At 40.3% G+C, this 20,467-nt stretch carries 18 protein-coding genes; 3 read left to right on the top strand and 15 right to left on the bottom strand.

What is annotated here, in order from left to right; translation table 11 throughout:
* Positions 1-76: 76 nt before the first annotated feature.
* The 6 genes from CEF22_RS11520 to CEF22_RS11545 all read right to left on the bottom strand — a co-directional run bounded on the left by CEF22_RS11520 (position 77) and on the right by CEF22_RS11545 (position 7,009).
* Entirely contained in the window at positions 77-1,402 is a 1,326-nt protein-coding gene (locus CEF22_RS11520) for an alanine/glycine:cation symporter family protein (protein WP_100402991.1), read from the bottom strand.
* Positions 1,403-1,497: 95 nt separating this feature from the next.
* Positions 1,498-1,731 (bottom strand): RNA chaperone Hfq, encoded by a 234-nt coding sequence (hfq, locus tag CEF22_RS11525; RefSeq protein WP_094835547.1) that lies wholly within the window; start codon positions 1,729-1,731, stop codon positions 1,498-1,500.
* 39 nt (positions 1,732-1,770) lie between these two features.
* Positions 1,771-2,715: a tRNA (adenosine(37)-N6)-dimethylallyltransferase MiaA gene (miaA, locus tag CEF22_RS11530; RefSeq protein WP_100402992.1), complete on the bottom strand. Its 945-nt coding sequence runs from the start codon at positions 2,713-2,715 to the stop codon at positions 1,771-1,773.
* Between the two features lie 165 nt (positions 2,716-2,880).
* Positions 2,881-4,533: a glycerol-3-phosphate dehydrogenase/oxidase gene (locus CEF22_RS11535; RefSeq protein WP_100402993.1), complete on the bottom strand. Its 1,653-nt coding sequence runs from the start codon at positions 4,531-4,533 to the stop codon at positions 2,881-2,883.
* Between the two features lie 137 nt (positions 4,534-4,670).
* Positions 4,671-6,164: a glycerol kinase GlpK gene (glpK, locus tag CEF22_RS11540; protein WP_100402994.1), complete on the bottom strand. Its 1,494-nt coding sequence runs from the start codon at positions 6,162-6,164 to the stop codon at positions 4,671-4,673.
* Between the two features lie 20 nt (positions 6,165-6,184).
* On the bottom strand, positions 6,185-7,009 hold the full coding sequence (locus CEF22_RS11545; protein ID WP_100402995.1) for an MIP/aquaporin family protein: 825 nt from the start codon (positions 7,007-7,009) through the stop codon (positions 6,185-6,187).
* Positions 7,010-7,244: 235 nt separating this feature from the next.
* On the opposite strand from CEF22_RS11545, the gene CEF22_RS11550 reads away from it, so the two are divergent.
* Positions 7,245-8,003 carry a polyphosphate kinase 2 family protein gene (locus tag CEF22_RS11550; RefSeq protein ID WP_100402996.1) on the top strand — a complete coding sequence of 253 codons (759 nt, stop codon included), beginning with the start codon at positions 7,245-7,247 and terminating at the stop codon, positions 8,001-8,003.
* A gap of 46 nt (positions 8,004-8,049) precedes the next feature.
* Here CEF22_RS11550 and CEF22_RS11555 read toward each other — a convergent pair whose 3' ends face one another.
* Both CEF22_RS11555 and CEF22_RS11560 read right to left on the bottom strand, forming a co-directional pair.
* Positions 8,050-8,604: a glycerol-3-phosphate responsive antiterminator gene (locus CEF22_RS11555; RefSeq protein WP_095478682.1), complete on the bottom strand. Its 555-nt coding sequence runs from the start codon at positions 8,602-8,604 to the stop codon at positions 8,050-8,052.
* Between the two features lie 13 nt (positions 8,605-8,617).
* Positions 8,618-9,805, bottom strand: a complete 1,188-nt coding sequence (locus tag CEF22_RS11560) for an MFS transporter (RefSeq protein ID WP_100402997.1) — start codon at positions 9,803-9,805, stop codon at positions 8,618-8,620.
* Positions 9,806-9,965: 160 nt separating this feature from the next.
* Between CEF22_RS11560 and CEF22_RS11565 the strand changes: the two genes are divergently transcribed.
* Positions 9,966-10,721, top strand: a complete 756-nt coding sequence (locus CEF22_RS11565; RefSeq protein WP_157843228.1) for a MerR family transcriptional regulator — start codon at positions 9,966-9,968, stop codon at positions 10,719-10,721.
* The gene (locus CEF22_RS11570) at positions 10,708-12,444 is read left to right on the top strand and encodes an ABC transporter ATP-binding protein (protein WP_100402999.1); all 1,737 of its coding nucleotides are present in this window, start codon (positions 10,708-10,710) and stop codon (positions 12,442-12,444) included. Before CEF22_RS11565 ends, CEF22_RS11570 begins: the two co-directional genes overlap by 14 nt.
* A 37-nt stretch (positions 12,445-12,481) precedes the next feature.
* On the opposite strand, the gene CEF22_RS11575 is transcribed toward CEF22_RS11570, so the two are convergent.
* The 7 genes from CEF22_RS11575 to CEF22_RS11600 form a co-directional block, all read right to left on the bottom strand.
* Positions 12,482-13,054, bottom strand: a complete 573-nt coding sequence (locus tag CEF22_RS11575) for a YdcF family protein (RefSeq protein ID WP_232726111.1) — start codon at positions 13,052-13,054, stop codon at positions 12,482-12,484.
* A gap of 162 nt (positions 13,055-13,216) precedes the next feature.
* Complete coding sequence (locus CEF22_RS18535) at positions 13,217-13,381, bottom strand: hypothetical protein (protein WP_157843229.1); 165 nt, start codon at positions 13,379-13,381, stop codon at positions 13,217-13,219.
* Between the two features lie 770 nt (positions 13,382-14,151).
* Entirely contained in the window at positions 14,152-14,403 is a 252-nt protein-coding gene (locus tag CEF22_RS19135) for a hemoblobin-interacting domain-containing protein (RefSeq protein ID WP_100403000.1), read from the bottom strand.
* Between the two features lie 348 nt (positions 14,404-14,751).
* Positions 14,752-16,614, bottom strand: a complete 1,863-nt coding sequence (mutL, locus tag CEF22_RS11585; RefSeq protein WP_100403001.1) for a DNA mismatch repair endonuclease MutL — start codon at positions 16,612-16,614, stop codon at positions 14,752-14,754.
* A gap of 22 nt (positions 16,615-16,636) precedes the next feature.
* Entirely contained in the window at positions 16,637-19,240 is a 2,604-nt protein-coding gene (gene mutS, locus CEF22_RS11590) for a DNA mismatch repair protein MutS (RefSeq protein WP_100403002.1), read from the bottom strand.
* 114 nt (positions 19,241-19,354) lie between these two features.
* Positions 19,355-19,894, bottom strand: a complete 540-nt coding sequence (locus tag CEF22_RS11595) for an outer spore coat protein CotE (protein ID WP_094835561.1) — start codon at positions 19,892-19,894, stop codon at positions 19,355-19,357.
* A gap of 140 nt (positions 19,895-20,034) precedes the next feature.
* Positions 20,035-20,466, bottom strand: a complete 432-nt coding sequence (locus tag CEF22_RS11600; RefSeq protein ID WP_100403003.1) for a YlbF/YmcA family competence regulator — start codon at positions 20,464-20,466, stop codon at positions 20,035-20,037.
* Position 20,467 lies beyond the last annotated feature (1 nt).

Genomic DNA, 20,467 nt, shown 5'->3' on the forward strand with positions numbered 1-20,467 from the left:
AAATAATTTCCCTCTCCCCATTCTATTCATGGAAAATGCAAACCATACATAAAAGACAGCCGAAGCTGCCTTTTCATTAATATAACTTTCTATATTCTAATAAGGACTGGTGAACGGTTTTGCGTAAATACCATAAGGCAATTAAGTTCGGAATAATCATCAGACCATTGAAAAAGTCGGCCAGTTCCCAAACTAAGTCCACTTGATGAATGGCTGATCCAATCACGATAAATAATAACACGATGACCCGATAAGGTACTACACCTTTATCTTTCCACAAGTATTTGATATTTAGCTCTCCGAAATAAGCCCAGCCAAGAATCGTTGTAAAGGCGAAAAATAATAAACAAATCGCAATAAATATTTGTCCAGCCGTACCAAAGCTAGCGATAAAGCTTTGTTGCGTTAAAGCAACCCCTGTTTCACCTGTTTGATAGGCACCAGAAACCAAAATCACTAATGCAGTGACTGTACAAATAATAATTGTGTCAATCAGTACCCCTAAAATGGCTACTAAACCTTGCTCCGCTGGATGACGAACATTCGCTGTCGCATGAGCATGAGGAGTGGAGCCCATCCCAGCCTCATTAGAAAACAGACCTCGTGCTACACCGTAACGGATCGCTTCCTTAATTGTCGCTCCAAGCACTCCGCCGCCTGCTGCTTCTAATTGAAAGGCTGATTTAAAGATCATTTCAAACACTGGGATGATTTCATGTTTAAATTGAAAGAGTAGAATGATACTTCCGATGATGTATAGGATAGCCATAATAGGCACTGTTTTCTCTGCAAAAGAAGCTATTCTTTTAATTCCACCAAACAAGACGAAACCGACAAACAAAGCTACAATAATCCCAATATAAATAGACGGAATCGGTAACAAGTCTTTAAAACCCGCCGCGATAGAATTTGATTGCACCATATTCCCAATAAAACCTAATGCCAATATGATAAAAATAGCAAATAAGATCGCAAGCTTTTTACTGCCGACTCCCTTATCTAAATAATAGGCCGGACCACCGAGGTATTCTCCATTTCGTTCTTCACGATATTTTTGGGCAAGCACGGCTTCAGCAAAAATCGTCGCCATTCCTAAAAAGGAACTCACCCACATCCAAAAGATCGCTCCCGGTCCACCGGCTGCAATCGCAGTTGCTACACCGGCAAGATTCCCTGTTCCTACTTGTCCGGCTACTGCAGTTGATAAAGCTTGAAAAGAGGAAAGCCCTTTTTCCTTCTTCCCATTTTTTTTAAACACGACTTTGAATGCACGGGAAATTTGCGTCAACTGAACAAACTTCAATTTGAACGTATAATAGACGCCCGTTCCGAGTAGAGAGATGATTAATACCCATCCCCATAAAAATTCATTAATAACTGATACTACTTTAAACAAATCCAATGTAATCTGCTCCTTACCATAGTTGTCTATCTATTTTACATGATTTTGACCAAATAAAAAACGTGTACATAGTAAATGTACACGCCTCTATTTGTTTATTCTTGATCATCTAAAGAAATTTGTACGTTTCTTTGAGGAGCAAAAGTAGAAATCGCATGCTTATACACTAATTGTTGCTTACCATCTGATTCAAATAATACCGTAAAATTGTCAAAGCCCTTTATATAACCACGCAATTGAAATCCATTTAACAAAAATACAGTAACCATTGTAGCGTCTTTTCTTAATTGGTTTAATATTTGATCTTGGATATTGATGCCTTGTTTCATGTTTAATCCTCCTCTTTCTATCTATACTTTAGTATAATTCTATTTCAAATGCAGCTTTCCTGCTATGAAATCCGAAATTTCGTTAATTTTTTTCGATCTACTTTCCTCTTCCGACAGATCGAACCAATGAACGTTCATTTTATTGCGAAACCAAGTTAATTGACGTTTAGCATATCGTCTTGAATTTTGTTTCAACTGCTCTACTGCTTCTTCTAACGTTACTTCGTTGCGAAAATAGCTAAATAGCTCTTTATAACCGATCGCTTGAACCGCTTGTCCTTCTCTAACCCCTTTATCCCACAAGCCTTTGACTTCTTCAAGCAATCCTTCATCCATCATTTGATCAATTCTATCGTTAATGCGCTCGTATAAAAGCGCGCGATCCATCGTTAAGCCAATAATAACGGTATCATATAAAAGATCTGGCTGCTGTTCTGCCTGATACTCCGACATCTTCTTTCCGGTTGTGCGATAAATTTCAAGCGCGCGAATCACCCGTCGAACATTATTAGGATGAATATGATTAGCAGCCTCCGGATCGACTGACACTAACTCCTCATACAGCGCTTGTTTACCGCGACTGTCCACTTCCTTTTCCAACTCTAAGCGAAACTGATCGTCCTTTCCTCTATCAGAAAAATGGTAGTCATAAATAACCGATTGTATATAAAGGCCCGTTCCTCCAACGATCATTGACAACTTTCCTGTTGATGAAATATCTGTGATTTTCTCTCGCACAATCGTTTGGAACTCAGCCGTTGAAAAAGATTCGTCTGGATCTTTAATATTTAACAAATGGTGAGGAATCCCTTCCATTTCAGCTTCTTTAATCTTAGCCGTGCCAATATCCATTCCACGATAGATTTGCATGGAGTCCCCACTAATAATCTCTCCATTAAAGCGGTGGGCTAACTCAATGCTGAGAGCGGTCTTACCAACGGCCGTCGGACCGATCAGCACGATCAATTTTTCTCGATGTTGCAATCTCTTCACTGCCTTTTATGCTTTTTTCTTATCGTATCATATGTTTGAGTACTTGTTGAGGATAATAATCCATTCTCACCACTTTTTTCACTTCTAAACATAAAAAAGAACGATCCAAAAATAAAGTGTCACTCACTCATTAGACCGTTCTTTTTATTTACGTCATTATGGTTGTACTTCTACAGGTGTCTCGGCATCTTTAATTTCTTGATCTAACTCCGCTTCATAACGAGTCGCTGTTTGTTCATCCCAACCAAGCCGTTCAGCCATTAGTTGAATAATGTCCTTTTTGTATGTTTTCGCCCATTCAATATTGAAAAACACGGCACCCGTACGACGAATGAAAAAGTCCACTGGTTTCGCGACCATCTCATGCTGGATCGCATAAACAATTTGAGCATAAATATCTGTCGGTAAAGCTTGCTGCTCGTTAGTAGCGGCAACCTTAAACAATTCATCTACGTTGGAGCCATACATTTGAGTCAGCTTTCTTCCTTGTTCTTTCGTTAAACCAAAAGAAACCGCTTCATTTTCTTTTTTATGAATGAAAAATTCAAAATTGCTAGAACCGCCCACGTCTCCTCCTGAAATCGGCATATGGAGCGTTTGAACAGCTTTAAAAGATTTGCCTTCTTCCGCTGATAATCGTTGAGAAACTAGATCCACGACCATTTCTGCCATTTTACGATATCCTGTCAGCTTCCCACCAGCAATCGTAATCAGTCCGCTATCTCCTTCCCAAATTTCATCTTTACGGGAGATTTCAGAAGGGTCCTTTCCTTCTTCATAAATAAGCGGACGAACACCTGCCCAGCTTGATTCCACATCGCTTGCTTCTACTTTCACTTCAGGGAACATGTAACGGATCGCCTTTAAAATATAGTCTCTATCCTCAGCTAACATTTTAGGATTGGCTGTATCTTTATCAAAGAACGTGTCCGTTGTCCCTACATACGCTTTACCGTCACGAGGGATCGCAAAAATCATTCGACCATCTGGCGTATCGAAGTAGACCGCTTGACGAAGTGGAAACTTCGACTGATCAATGACAATATGCACACCTTTTGTTAATCGTAAATTTTTATTATTAACCGAGTAGTCTTTCTTCCGTACTGCATCTACCCATGGCCCTGCGGCATTGACAACTTTCTTCGCATGAATATCGATCATTTCGCCTGTCAATAAATCTTTCGCTTGAGCCCCAATGATTTTCTTCTGATCATAAAGGAAGTCTTCTGCTTTCATATAGTTGATGGCAAGCGCGCCTTCCGCTACCGCTTTTTTCATCACTTCAATTGTCAGTCGAGCATCATCTGTTCGATATTCTACATAATAGCCGCCACCAACTAGCCCATCCTTCTTCACTAACGGCTCTTTATTTAATGTTTCATTAGCTGATAACATCGTTCTTCTTTCTGATTTCTTCACTCCTGCTAAAAAGTCATACACTCTTAAGCCAATACCCGTTGAAAATTTGCCGAACGTTCCACCTTTATGTAGCGGGAGAAGCATCCATTCTGGCGTCGTCACATGAGGTCCATTTTCGTACACAACGGCTCTCTCTTTTCCAACTTCAGCCACCATTTTCACTTCAAACTGTTTTAAATAACGAAGACCACCATGCACGAGCTTCGTTGAGCGACTAGATGTCCCAGCTGCAAAATCTTGCATTTCCACTACCGCTACTTTCATGCCGCGTGTCGCTGCATCTAAAGCGATCCCGGAACCTGTAATCCCTCCACCGATCACCACTAAATCATAGGTTGTTGATTGTAAATGATTTAATATTTCTTTTCTTTGTAAATTTGAAAAATTCATGATGATTTCCCTCCATTATTTGACGATAAAAACACAAAAAGAGACCTATCGAAACATAGCAAAACAGGTGCTATGAAGACAGGTCTCTCTCATTCTCTAGACAGTTTATTAACTTGTCTCTATTATACTATACTTATTTATATTTTAAAAGCTAAAGTTGCTTCAATCGCTTTTTGCCAGCCATGATAAAGTCGATCTCGTTGGCTTAACTCCATATCCGGTTGGAATTTTTTCTCGATCTTCCATTGGGCAGAAATTTCACTGCGATCCTTCCAGAAGCCGACAGCTAGTCCGGCTAAATAGGCTGCACCAAGCGCTGTCGTTTCATTAATAATTGGACGATCCACCGGTACTTGCAAAATATCGCTTTGGAATTTCATTAAGAAATCATTTTTCACCGCGCCACCATCGACACGAAGCGCTTTTAAGGAAATGCCCGAATCCATTTCCATCGCATCAAGCACATCTTTCGTTTGGTACGCTAATGACTCAAGCGTGGCACGAATAAAATGTTCTTTCGTCGTTCCTCTCGTCAACCCGAACACGGAACCACGTACTTCACTATCCCAATAAGGCGTTCCGAGTCCAACAAAGGCAGGGACGACATAGACTCCTTCCGTTGACTCGACCCTTTTCGCATACTCTTCACTATCAGGAGATTGCTTAATCATTCTCATCCCATCTCGAAGCCATTGAATCGCCGAGCCTGCGACGAAAATACTTCCTTCTAGTGCATACTCTACTTTACCATCAATGCCCCACGCAATAGTCGTTAACAAGCCATTTTGCGAAGCCACTGCTTTTTCACCTGTATTCATTAACATGAAGCAGCCTGTTCCATACGTATTTTTCGCCATTCCTTCTTCATAACAAGCTTGCCCAAACAATGCCGCTTGCTGGTCTCCAGCGGCTCCTGCAATCGGAACTTCATGACCAAAGAAATGATGTGGAGCCGTTAAGCTATATACTTCAGAAGAAGGCTTCACTTCTGGGAGCATCGCTTTTGGAATGTTTAAAATGTCGAGAATTTCATCATCCCATTGTAAACTATGAATATTGTACATTAATGTTCGAGACGCATTGGAATAATCCGTGACGTGTGCCTTCCCTCCAGACAATTTCCAAATCAGCCACGTATCGATCGTACCAAAAAGGAGTTCTCCTCTTTCAGCTTGCTCTCGTGCCCCTTCTACATTGTCTAAAATCCATTTGACTTTCGTACCGGAGAAGTAAGCGTCGATCAACAACCCCGTTTTCTCACGGAATAAAGAGTCATGTCCTTGAGCTTTTAATTCTTCGCAAATTTCTGCCGTTTGGCGAGATTGCCACACGATCGCATTGTAAATTGGGCGACCCGTCTCTTTCTCCCAAACAAGTGTTGTTTCGCGCTGATTCGTAATGCCGATTCCAGCGATTTGTTCAGGGCTAACCCCATTTTCAGAAAGCACTGTCGCCATACAAGCAAGAATCGTTCCCCAAATTTCGTTGGCATTATGTTCCACCCAGCCTGGATGCGGAAAATGCTGTGTGAACTCTTTTTGAGCGGCATGAACAATTTCTCCTTGTTTATTAAAAAGAATTGCTCTTGAACTCGTTGTTCCTTGATCTAAAGACAAAATATATTTTTCCATTATGAAACCTCCATTTATGTTTATTTACTCACATCGAGTCGGCTTGTTCCTACCTGTTTTTCCTTATCTAACAGCAAAGCCGCTAATAAAATAATGGTGATCAGCGCGCATACACCCCAAAAAGCGAGACCAAAATCCCCTTGAAAAGCACCTTTATAGAAAAGCCCTCCTAACGAACCTCCTAAAACAGGTCCTAACACAGGAATCCATGAATATCCCCAGTTTGACTGACCTTTCCCTGGAATCGGTAATAAAAAATGAGCAATTCGCGGACCAAGATCTCGTGCTGGGTTAATTGCATAACCTGTTGTTCCACCGAGAGACAAACCAATTGCTACAATTAATAACCCTACAATAAATGGATTCAAGCCATCCGTAAACTCATTTGCTCCAATCGATAAAATACCAACGACTAAAATAAACGTTCCGATGATTTCGCTCATTAAATTTGAAAATGAATGCTTGATCGCTGGACCAGTCGCAAAAACACCAAGCTTCACTCCCGGGTCATCTGTCGCTTTCCAGTGAGGCAAGAAATGTAAATAAACGACCGTTGATCCAATGATCGCTCCAATCATTTGCGCTAAAATATACGAAGGGACATCACTCCAAGCAAAATCGCCTGTAAACGCGAGACCGATCGTAACAGCTGGATTCAAATGAGCTCCGCTGAACTGGCCGACGGCATAAACAGCCATCGCTACAGCAAGTCCCCATCCCCAAGCGATTACAATCCAACCCGATCCATGGGCATATGATTTTTTTAAACTAACACTTGCATTCACTCCAGCTCCTAAAATAATTAATAGAGCCGTTCCGAGTAATTCTCCCATAAACGGAGTCATGGCAATACATTCCCTTCTAAATGAAATGAAAAAAGAGAACAAAAAAACACAACTCGCCCCTATCGCGGGATCCAGTTGTGATTCTCAATGTTCTCTTTCACAAATTATTAACTTGGCTATATATTAAATCGTACTGAAAGCGTTGTCAACGTTTTTCTAACAAAAAAGAGCTTTTTTGAACTTCTCTCTGTATAATGTTATAATATTCCTATGATTAAAGAAGGAGCGAAGATAGATGAGTACATATTTCACTTCAGTAGATTTAACAAAAAAGATAGAAAATAAGAAAGAGTACAAAGAGCAGTTGAAACTGTATCAACAGCGTTTATTAAGCTTACAACAGCTACTTTTTAAAGAAAAGATTGGCTTAATCCTTGTAATGGAAGGATGGGACGCGGCTGGTAAAGGAGGAGCGATTAAACGTGCTACTGAAAAGCTAGACCCTCGTGGTCTTCAAGTACACCCTATTGCTGCACCTGCTCCACATGAACTGCGCTACCACTATTTACAACGCTTTTGGAGAAAACTTCCTCAATATGGGCAAATTGCGATTTTCGACCGCTCGTGGTATGGAAGAGTACTAGTAGAAAGAATTGAAGGCTTTGCGACAAAAACAGAATGGAAACGTGCTTACGAAGAGATCAATCATTTTGAACAAGAACTGACAAACGACCGTTACATTGTATCAAAATTTTGGATCCATATTAGTAAGGAAGAACAAGCGAACCGCTTTGCTGAAAGACAACAAAACCCGCTGAAGCGCTGGAAGATCACCGATGAAGATTGGCGCAATCGTGAAAAGTGGGAGGAGTATGAAAAAGCGGCTGAAGATATGTTTGAAAAAACAAATGTCGAATCAGCACCATGGCATATCATCCCTGGTAACGATAAAAAATATGCAAGAGTAGCTGTCGCAAAGCAAATCGTTGAAGATATCGAGAAAAATTTAACCGCTAGAGGTATTAAACTACCAGACTACTCATTATTTGAATAACTAACTAAGCCTGTCCCGCAAGTAAAGGGACAGGCTTAGTATATGCTTAATAATAAAGCTTCCACAGCTCTCGATTAGAGGTCGTGATCGCACACGCTCCTGCTTCGAGCGCCATTTCTACTTCTTCTTGCTTCTCAATTAACCCACCGGCAAAGATCGGTTTTCCTGTTTGCTCATGCAACGTTTTAATAACTTTCGGTACAACCCCCGGCAAGACTTCAATATAGTCTGGATCTGCTTTTTCTATCAATTTAATGCTACGATTCAACGCGCTAGAGTCAATAATAAAAGCTCTCTGTGTCGCATACAAGCCTTTTTGCTTCGCTTTAATCAGTGCATTTCCTTTCGTCGAAATAATTCCATATGGTTTCACATATTGCGCAATAAATTCAACAGCATGCTCATCTGTCGTTAATCCATGAATTAAATCTAAGTGAAGAAACATCTTTTTCCCTTGTTTTTGGGCATATTCAAATACACTTTTGACCATACCGACATGAAGGTCAAGGAACACCCCATACTCGAATGGAGTATCTAGCATCTTATCAAAATCCTTCATCGTTCGCACAGCAGGCAAGATTTTTTGACCATGAAAATTCAATTTACATTCTCCTTCATTTTATAGTACTCGTTACTTTCTTTTCTGTATGCTGAAAATTGTACACCATAAATAAGGCTGCTAAAAAGAAAAACATGACGCTAATCATCATAAAAAAGTTGATTTCCTCAAACATTTGCAGCATTAGTCCTCCTGCATACGGACCTGTTAAACTGCCGATACTAAAACTCATGCCGCATAATAAGTTCCCCGTTGGCAGCAAGTGCTTCGGCATTAAATCCGTCATAAAGCTAATCCCAGTACTAAAGGTAGAGCCAACGACCATACCTGTAACGAACAACATGAAAAGAAGAACATAATAATGGTCCATAATCAAACTAGATACGAAAAACAAACCACATCCCACTGTTAAGATCGCTCCTAACACTCGCTTTCTCCCATATTTATCACTCATCATCCCAAGCGGAAATTGAAAGATAATTCCTCCAAGAGCAAAGGTCATTAGCAAAACAGATATTTGCTGAATCGATAAATCATTACGAACACCATATATCGGAAATATACCATTTAATGAAGATTCAAGAAATCCATACCCGAAAGTCGGCAAAAAGGCGATCCAGCCGTAACGAGAAGCTTCTCGAAAACGTTTCAACGTCTCCATAAATGAATTCGTTTGAATGGATTGTTCCGGGAAATCATTTTTCAACAAAAATAAAAAGCCCCAACAACATAAGCAAAGTACACTCGACACGATAAAAGGCAAAGCTTCATTAAACTTGATAAAGCTCGTCATTAGCGGACCTAGCGCAAAGCCACCCCCGAAAAATAAACCGTACAATGAAATATTACGGCCACGGCGATGCTCTGGCGAAAACGAGGTAATCCACGTTTGTGTACCGAAATGAAGCGTGTGATCACCTATCCCAATCAACAATCTTAGCAAAAACCAAAACCAATAAGACTTCCATAATGGAAAGCATAATAAAGAAATGATCACGAGCAACCCGCCACTAATAATGACAGGCTTATATCCATATTGCCTTAACGGCTTTTCCATAAAAGGTGAAACGAATAAAATTCCAATATAAAGAGCCGACGCATGCAAGCCGTTTAAAGAAGAAGACACTCCTTCTTGCTCGAAAATAATAGAAATAACCGGAAGTAACATTCCTTGACTAAATCCAGAAATCGCCACGATGCTAACTAATATCCAAAAGCGATGTTGTTCCTTTACTTGTATCATATGTACCCTCACTACTTTTCCAATTGTTTACTCACCATTGTAAGCGAACGAGACACATTCGTACAGAATACTTTTTGATAGCCTATTTTTTTACTTTCTTCTTGCCCTTCACGTTACGTGATGTCTTATGATAAGAATAATTACTTTTAAGAGGAGAGAAATGATGAAAAAATATACAATCGGAGAATTTGGTAAACTGACAGGTACATCCGCTCGAACATTACAATACTATGATGAAATCGGTCTACTAAAAGCGGAGCGAACCGCAGCTGGTCATCGCTCGTATAAAGAGGAAGACTTTGCTACGCTCCAAAAAATTATTTCTTTAAAGTTTTTAGGATTTTCCCTTGATGAAACAGCCAAATATCTTCGCAATGAAAATTGGGATATGAAAGATTCCCTTGTCTTTCAACGAAATATGATGAAGAAAAAACGAGAGCAGCTAGATGACTCCATTCGATTGTTGAATTTAGCAATCGAACAAATTGATCATAACCACAAACTAGATCCACAAGTCTTCACTTCCATTATTAACAGCGTGCAAATGGAAGAAGAGCATAAAGAATGGATGAAGTCTTATTGGCCCGAAGAATTTGTTGAACAGCTTTATGACAGAGTGAAAGAGGATCAAGAGGAATATGAGAAAAAAATGATGGATCTTTTTTCTCGATTTAAAGGAGTCATGTTTTCTGATTTTATGAGCCCTCAAGTAGAGAAGCTCGTTCATGAATTACTTGCAATGGCAACAGAGTTAACAGGGGAAAGCCTTTCATCACTAGAAACATTACCAGTGGAAGATATCCCGTTAGATCCTTGGCTGTTTCCTAACCCGTTTTCACCTGAAGAAGAGAAATGGTTAGAACAAGTGATGACTTACTACATGGAAAAGGAGACAGAAAATCATGCAGAAGAATAATGGTGCGAAACAATGGAAAACCTTTTTTCAATTATTCACACAGAGCAACATTCCGAAATGGCTGATTGTTGTCGCGCTTACTTTAAGCATCCTCGAAACCGCTGCTGGATTAGTTGTTCCGTTGTTTACCCGCAATTTAGTAGATGGGCTCGCCCAAAACCAACTGCCGCCATCTGTGATCGTTTTTTTAGCTGGTAGCTTCTTATTGCAAACTGTTTCAGGTGGATTTTCTTTTTATTTGATGAGTTATATCGGTGAATACGTCGTTTCCTCAATTCGAGAGCGCTTATGGAATCAAGTGCTCACTCTTCCTGTCGATTACTTTGATCAGCATGAATCGGGCGAGACAATGAGCCGGATTACACAAGATACAAACATTGTCAAAACGTTAATTACACAACATCTCGTCTCTTTTGTTACAGGGATTATCTCAGTGATTGGAGCCGTTGTCATCCTATTATTCATCGATTGGAAAATGACGGTGATCATGTTGCTTGCCGTTCCACTTGCCATCTTAATGATTGTCCCATTAGGGCAAAAAATGTATCGCATTTCCAAAAACACACAAGAAGAAATGGCTGGATTTTCAGGAGATCTTGGGCGAGTGCTTTCCGACATTCGTCTAGTGAAAGCTTATAACGCTGAGCCGATTGAAAAAAGAAAAGGCTCGAATCGCATCCAAGGTTTATTTCAATTCGGCTTAAAAGAAGCGCGAATTCAAGCGATCATTTCCCCTTTCATGACGGTCATTATGATGCTTGTTCTCGTTGTCTTAATTGGCTACGGTGGCGTTCGTGTGGCATCTGGTGAGTTATCGGCTGGGTCACTTGTCGCCATCATCATTTACATGTTTCAAATCGTCATCCCATTTAGTCAAATGGCTTCTTTCTTTACCTCGTTTCAAAAAGCGATGGGTGCAACAGAGCGAATCCAAGAAATTTTATCTTTACCGATGGAAACAGAAGATGCAGGCCGTCCGGTAAAAGAGGCTTCAACGGATCTCGTGCTGAAAGATTTGTCATTTAGTTATAGTGGAGATAAGCCAGTATTAAAGCGGTTTAATCTTCATATACCTGCTGGGAAAACAACGGCTTTCGTTGGACCGAGCGGCAGTGGGAAAACGACGTTATTTGCTTTGCTAGAACAGTTTTATCATCCAAATGACGGACAGATTCTACTAGGAGATGTCCCAATTGATGAGTTTCAACTAGCAGATTGGCGAACTCAAATCGGCTATGTATCACAAGAAAGCCCGATTATGTCAGGAACGATTTTTGAAAATATTTGCTATGGGATGGAAAATAAAGTGTCGTTGGAAGATGTCAAACGAGCGGCGCAGCTTGCTAACGCCGATGAATTCATTGAACGCTTACCCGACAAATACGATACGGAAGTAGGCGAGCGCGGGATGAAGCTGTCAGGTGGTCAACGACAAAGAATTGCCATCGCTCGCGCCTTTATGAGAAATCCGAAAATTTTGCTTCTTGATGAAGCAACCTCCAACCTAGATAGCGCCTCTGAACGACTTGTGCAAAAAGCGTTGGATCAATTAATGAGCGGACGAACAACACTCGTCATCGCTCACCGCCTATCGACAATCGTCAATGCCGATCAAATTGTCGTTATCGAAAGCGGGCAAATCACCGGAACAGGCACACACGATACACTACATGAGCAACACCCACTTTATCGCAAACTAGCGAATCAACAATTTAACAGCTAAAACGCAGTGGGGCTAGTCTCCCACTGCGTTTTAGCTGTTATTTTCCTGTCAAAAACATTTTAGTGATCGCGGCAAATTCCCTTATGTATGCTTGCACTTTCGTGATTTCCGGTGTTGGAGCGGCCAGCGGATATGTTTTTATCCCTTGTTTTTCTGCTAGTTTTTTAGCTCGATATAGATGGAAATCACTTGTGACGATGACAGCTTCTTTTATGTTAAATTTCTGTTTGGAAAAAATGATATTTTCATAGGTCGATGTTGATTCGTCTTCCACTAATATGTGGTCCTTCGATATTCCATTTTCGATAAAAAACCGTTTCATCGCTTCCGCTTCTGTTATATCTTCTCCAGAGCCTTGCCCGCCAGATACAATCACTTTCGCTTCTGGATTTTCTTTTAAATAATCTAATGCCTTACTCACCCGATATTGCAGACTTAATGACATTTCCGTTCCATTGACTTTCGCCCCTAGTACGATAACATGCCCCACATTGGCTGGAGGTTTTTCAGCAGCGGTTGCTTTTATTTGCTGATAGTAATAGATGCATAAGCCGATTGGGACTACTAGTACGAGCATACTGCCAATGAACCATAGTTTTCGAATGATCATGATTTCTCCTTTTTGCTTGTTGTATATGTAACATCCTTCATTAATAACCTGTCATTCTATATTTTAACATATGTATTTACTATTAATGGAGTAAAGTGTGGTGTTAATTATGAGAAAACTAGATAAAAAGAACGCCCTAAAGGACGCCTATGTAAAAATCATTTACTTTTCTTGAAACTTTAATATTGCTAAACATATAACACCAATTGATAGTAAACTTATTGCACTATTCACAGTTATTTCCCCTAACACACTTAAAACAAATGTGCTTACACCCATTCCTAACGCAACAGCTGTTAAAATGATTTTCATCACGTTTCTGTTCATCGTAGAATCTCCTCCCCCTCATTTATCATTCGACGCCTGGGAGGAGAACCCTTTGATTCTTACTGTGATGGATGACTGTCTTGATGTGTAAGAAAAAACCCCACTTAAATAGTGAGGTTCAAAGTACCACATAAGTTTAAAAAATTGGCATTGTCTTAGTCGTTGAATATAATAGTAATATGATTGGTACCAAAGTTGTATTGATTGGATCCGCTAATTCTATCCCTATCAACTCTCACTCCAATATTAGTTACAGTATTAATAGATGTATGGGCATTCGCTTTTCCAGTTATCTCATATCTTAGACGTGTATCACTTTCACGTACAACATTATAAGTAAATCCATTTGGCAAACCATCTATAACTGTACCATTATACTTCCCAATATTTTGTACAAATGTTCCGTTTACTACATCAACATATAAAATTCCAGATTCTAAACTTCCATCATTAGCATTAGATTCTCTTAATGATGGACTTAGAGTAATTCTAGGTACGCTATTCTCGTCTTATCCTTCTCTCTATCTCGGTTTATAACGAGCCTACACCATACAGGCGGCTTTCACCGCATACAGCGTGCCATCTGCAATAGTTCTATTTTCTTATTTCCCCTGAAGTCAATTTAACATGAAAAACTCTCAAAAAACTCTCAAACTTTCTTAAACATAAAAAATAACGCCTACTCTCCAGCAGTGTTTGCTTATATCACAGTATGCTCCGAATACGAAAGAAAAACCCCACCCATAGGTGAGGTCTTATAATTCGTCAAGTTACGGTAGTGGTGGTGGTTCAATCCCCTCATTTACCATAACTATTCTGTCTTGATAGTCAGTTGCTTTAATAATGAATTTTATCTCAAATGGAGGTGCACCATTAATAATGATGCGACCTGGAACATCTAGGTTATAGAACTCCGGAGGTATTATACCTGAATCAACCCCAATAGCGAATTCAATACTTTCTATAGACGTTCTCCATTCCTCATTTTCGTCAAAATCAATATAAAGGGTAGAACCATCCAATGAACTACTTAAAATTGGTGCAACTTTACCGCTATTCTCGCCTTATACCTTCTCTATCTCTCAGTTTTATAACGAGCCTACACCATACGGGCGGCTTTCACCGCATACGGCGTGCCATCTGCAATAGTTCTATTTTCTTATTTCCCCTAAAGTCAATGTAGCACACAAAGTTTAAAACTGGTTAAAGTAGTGAAAGAAATATAAAAATAAAATTTCATGATCTTAGACATACTGACGCGACAATTATGCTACAGATCGGAGAAAGTGAAAAAGTGATATTATTGTGGTCAAATCCTCCAACAAAGCACTAAGAACCCTTATATATCAAGGGTTCTTTATACATTGAAATCACATAATCCGCTTAAACATTTTTTCCAACTCATAAGTAGAGTAATGAACAAGAATTGGGCGACCATGTGGACATGTAAACGGATCGGAGCTTTTCCTTAAGTCATCAAGCAGCTGTTGAATTTCATCTTGTCTTAAGTGATGATTCGCTTTGATCGATGCTTTGCAACTCATCATAATCGCCGCTTCTTCCCGCAACTTTTTAATATCGACTTGTTTCATCGCTAATAGCTGCTCGATCATTTCTTCGATGATCGTTTGCTCTTCTCCTTTTGGAAACCATTGCGGATGAGAGCGGACAATGAACGCTCGATCCCCGAACGGCTCTAGGAAAATACCGACTTCTTCTAACTGCTCTGTATACTGTGAAATTTTGATACAATCATCCGCTGAATATTCTAATGTCAGTGGCACCAGCATGTCTTGCAGCTCTTTTTCGACTTGTCCCACTTTTTCTTTGAAATACTCGTATTTAAGCCTTTCTTGAGCGGCGTGCTGGTCGATCATATATAGTCCCTTTTCGTTTTGAGCGAAAATGTACGTGCCATGCATTTGACCGATCGGATAAAGCGGCGGAATACGACTGTCAATGTGCTTACTTTCTACTACCGCTTCTTCTATTTCATGCCCATGATCAGGAATCAAAAAGCTAGGTTCTTCCTCTATCACAAGCGCGGCTACACTCTCTGTTTGTTCTTGATTGAACGAATCCACCGGCTCATTTTCTAGTTGCTTTCTCTCTTCCACAAACGAAAAGCTAGGTTTCGTTTTTTCTATTTGCGGTGTTGGAGATGGGTCCAGATGATCGAGTGTCAACGTTTGCTGTTCGGATTCAACTCGCACCTTTTTTTGGATCGGAGCGGCACTAGGAATTAATGTTTCCTTTTTAAAGGCTTGTTGGACAGCCGAAGTAATTAACTCGATTAACTGCTGCTCCTTACTGAAGCGAACCTCTAATTTAGACGGATGTACATTGACGTCAACTAACAGCGGGTCCATGTTAATATTAACGAGGGCAATCGGATAACGGCCAATCGGAAGAAGGGTATGATACCCCTCTAACACCGCTCGCACTAATCCATAGTTTTTAATGAAACGACCATTCACCATCAGTGACATATAGTTTCTCGAAGCTCTTGTCACTTCCGGAAGAGCTAGCCAGCCGTGGATTTCAAAATCTAGTGAAGAAGCTTTTAACGGAACCATTTTCTTCGCGATATTGACTCCATAAATGGCGGCTAACACTTGTCTAACATCGCCACTTCCCGTTGTGTGCAATAGCTCGCGGCCATTATGGCGCAAACGAATAGATACCTCCGGATGGGCTAGCGCTAGTCGATTGACAACATCAGTAATATTTCCAAGCTCAGTATGAATTGTTTTCATATACTTTAGCCGAGCGGGCGTGTTAAAAAATAAGCCCGATACTTTAATATCTGTTCCTTGACGACTGTTCGCTTGAATATGTTCCTGCACTACGCCACCTGAAAGGATGATTTTTGAACCTGCTCCCTCTCCGGTGCTCGTCGTCATTTCGAGCTCTGAAACCGAAGCAATACTCGGTAAAGCCTCTCCCCGAAAGCCGAGGGTGCGAATACGGAACAGATCATTTTCGTCTTTAATTTTACTCGTGGCGTGCCGGGCAAAAGCGGTGAGTACATCTTCCGGCTCAACACCACTACCGTTATCAACGATTCGAATACTTTCAAGTCCTGCTTCCTCGACATCGATTTCAATCACTGTGCTATTGGCATCAATTGAGTTTTCTACTAGTTCTTTTACAACAGAAGCCGGGCGCTCGACCACTTCTCCAGCCGCGATTTTATTGGATAATAAGTCATCTAATAAAATGATTTTCGCCATCTTCGTCACCCTCTTTCATCGGTTATTTTTTGACTTTTTTCTGCAATGCATAAAGAGCATTCATCGCATCTAACGGCGTCATTTCTAGCAAGTCAAATTTCTTCAATTCATCAATGATCTTGCTTTCTTTTGCTGAAGGCTTAGGTACAACTTCTTCTTGGAAAAGTGACAGTTGAGCCGCTCCTTTTTCCACTTTAACCGTTGCCTGTTCTTCTTTTACTTGATGATTAGTCGGTTTACTTTCTTGCTGCCCCTTTTCTTCTAATCCCGTTAAAATTTCATTCGCTCGTTTGATTAACTCTTTCGGAAGCTCAGCTAACTCCGCTACATGAATTCCGTAGCTTTTATCGGCTGCTCCTTCTTTGATCTTATGCAAAAAGACCACTCTTCCGTTTTGTTCAACCGCTTGGACATGGACATTTGTTAATTGAGCTAATTCTTCTTCTAGCACGGTCAATTCGTGATAGTGCGTTGAAAACAGTGTTTTTGCTCCAATTTTATCGTGAATGTACTCAATGATCGCTTGAGCAAGTGCCATCCCATCGTACGTAGACGTTCCACGCCCGATTTCATCAAATAAAATTAACGATTGATTCGTGGCATGAGTAATGGCATTTTTTGCTTCTAGCATTTCGACCATAAACGTACTTTGGCCGGAAATCAAATCATCAGCCGCTCCGATTCTCGTAAAGACTTGATCGAAAATAGGAAGCTCGGCTTTCGCGGCTGGTACGAAACAGCCAATTTGAGCTAAAATCGCTGTTAACGCCACCTGTCTCATATACGTGCTTTTTCCGGACATATTCGGCCCCGTAATCAGTAGCACTTCTCTTGCTTCGTTCATCTGACAATCATTCGGCACATATTGTTGAGAATCCATCACTTTCTCAACAACTGGATGGCGGCCATCTTCAAGAACTAATTCTCGTCCGTTCGTTAACGTTGGACGGATATAATGGCGCATTTCACTCACAGTCGCAAAGCATTGCAAAACGTCTAGCTCACTAACTAAATGCGAAAGCTTTTGCAAACGCGGAATATACTCCTTGACGCTTTCTCTTAGCTCTAAAAATAGTGCGTATTCAAGTTCCACCATTTTTTCATTCGCCTGTAAAATCATCGCTTCTTTTTCTTTTAACTCTGGCGTGATGAACCGTTCACAGTTCGCTAACGTCTGTTTTCTTTCGTAACGACTGTCATCTAATGCGTTCAAATTCGCTTTTGTAATCTCAATGTAATAGCCAAAAATGCGGTTGTAGCCGATCTTTAAAGACTTAATGCCTGTCCGCTCTTTTTCTTCACGTTCTAAGTTGGCAATCCACGTTTTTCCGTTGCGACTGGCATCACGATACGTATCTAGCTCTGCATGAAAGCCTTCCTGAATCATGCCGCCTTCTTTAATCGTCAATGGTGGATGATCGACTAGCGCTCTTTCTAAAAGATCGGTCAACTCCTCACAAGGGTCGATATCGTCCATTAACTTACCGATTTCTTCGTTGTTTATTTGCGAAAGAATTTGCTGTAATAACGGAATTTGCTGTAACGATTTTTTTAACTGAACGAGATCGCGCCCATTCACGTTGCCAAAAGCCACTCTTCCAGCTAAACGTTCTAAATCATATACTTCCTTTAATTGCTCGCGAAGTTCTTGACGTTCAAAAAAGGAGAAAATGAGCGTTTGCACCATCGTTAGGCGCCTTTCAATTTGACCTTTTTGGATAAGCGGTCGGTCGATCCATTGCTTTAATAGTCGTCCGCCCATCGCCGTCATCGTCTCATCAAGAAGCCAAAGCAGTGAACCTTTCTTACCTTTCGAGCGAATCGTTTCTGTTAATTCCAAATTGCGCTTCGAATATTGATCAATTCTCATAAACTGATGGACATGATAGGATTCAACCGACTGTAAATGATCTAAGCTTCTCTTTTGTGTACGATGTAAATACGAGAATAGTAAAGAAACAACTTGTCTAAGCTCTGATTGATTCACCTTTTGCATTAACGGAAGAAAGACCTCTTGTTCAGAGCTACCCTCTTCCGTAGAAAGTGTCACGGATAACCTCTCTTTCAGTTGGCGTTGAATCGCCCCGTCAAGATTCGCTTCAATGACAATTTCCTTCACTTGTAAAGTAGCTAATTCATTCATTACTTCATCTAATGAAGATAAAGAAGTAACTTTATTTTCTCCTGTTGATAAATCACTAGCCGCTAACGCATACGTTTCGTTAGTGAATGAGCATAACGCTGCTAAGTAGTTATTCTCTTTATCTTGAAGCCCTTTGCCTTCCATGACTGTTCCAGGGGTAATCAGCTGTACGACTTCACGTCTAACGACACCTTTCGCTTGTTTCGGATCTTCTGTTTGCTCACAAATAGCGACTTTATGACCTAGCTCGATTAGTCTTTCGATGTAGCCTGCAGCTGAATGGTAAGGAACGCCGCACATCGGGATCTTTTCTACTCCTCCTCCATCCCTGCTCGTTAACGTAATTTCAAGCAATTGACTCGCGTTCGTCGCATCCTCAAAAAACATTTCATAAAAATCGCCTAAACGGAAAAATAAAAAGGCATCTTGATACTCTGCCTTGACTTTTAAATATTGTTGGATCATTGGGGTATATTGCTTCATTACATTCCAATCCCTTTCCACATTGCCTATCTATTTTCAAATTATAATTATATCATAGCTCTTATATGGAAACAGAAAAAAAGTGCCGGCCATTTTTTCGGCCCGCACGGATGATTAATGGTGATGTCCATCATCGAGAAATGATGTATCCAATTTTTCATAGTCATCCTCATCATCAAAATCACAATCCCAGTCATCATCACAGCCATGCGGATGAACGGCTACACAAATTTTCGTCTCACCAACCACTTCAACTAAAAATTCTCTTTCTACATGCACTACGATTTTGTTTCCGTGCTTCGAAATGACAGCTTCACAGCAATTTGGTTGCTGTAATACTCTTGCTATGACTTCATCATCATCGAAGCAATCTTCATCACGATATTTCAGTTTAATCACATCTTTATAGTCGACCTTCTCTGTGACAACTGATGTTTTTGTATTATCGTGATGAGAATACCAGACGTTAATGTCATACGTGCCGTGCACTTCTACTGTTTTCCCGACCTTTTTGGCTTTATACTCATGATTAATGATCCAACAGCCTAAAATGCTCGATGGATGATGCGGCGGACAAATCGTGTGATGAGACTGTGTAAACTTACGGCCTTTGGCAACGACCGACTTGGTTATAATCTCCCTATATTCTGCCATTCGAGCGTACCTCCTCGCTTGTTCTCCATTTATCCTATGCACTAAAAGCAAGACATGTGCCTAGTGAAAATAAAAATTATTTAAACGAAAAAGAGACTGTGCTTTTTAGCAACAAGTCTCTTTTCCATTGTTTCTTCTATTTAGCTGCAGCTTCCTGGCTGACTATTTTTCACTTGAGAACCCGTCTCTCCGCGAAGTAAATCTCCACCCGTTGATTCAATAATCTGATCTGTCACTGTATTAGAAATAGCAGATGCGACAATTTGTAAAATTTCATTTACTTCCACTTGCGACTCTTTAAATTGTTGAACAACAGGAATTTCATCTAATTCCTGTTCAATTTTTTGAATTTTTTCTTCTACCATTTTTAAGGCTTCAGTTTTTCCATAATGTTGAAAGTTCACTGCTTGTTTTTGTAAGCTTTTTAGACCAGCGATTTTTTCGCGCACCTTTTGATTTTCATGAATTTTAGCTTCAGCTTCCTTAAAAAAGGCTACTTCCTCTGTTTCAGAAATCATGTGGGCTAACTCTTTCGCACGTGCTAAAATATCATCTTTCGTATATAATGCCATA

It is taken from the genome of Bacillus sp. FJAT-42315, from assembly GCF_002797375.1.
GTDB lineage: Bacteria > Bacillota > Bacilli > Bacillales > Domibacillaceae > Bacillus_CE.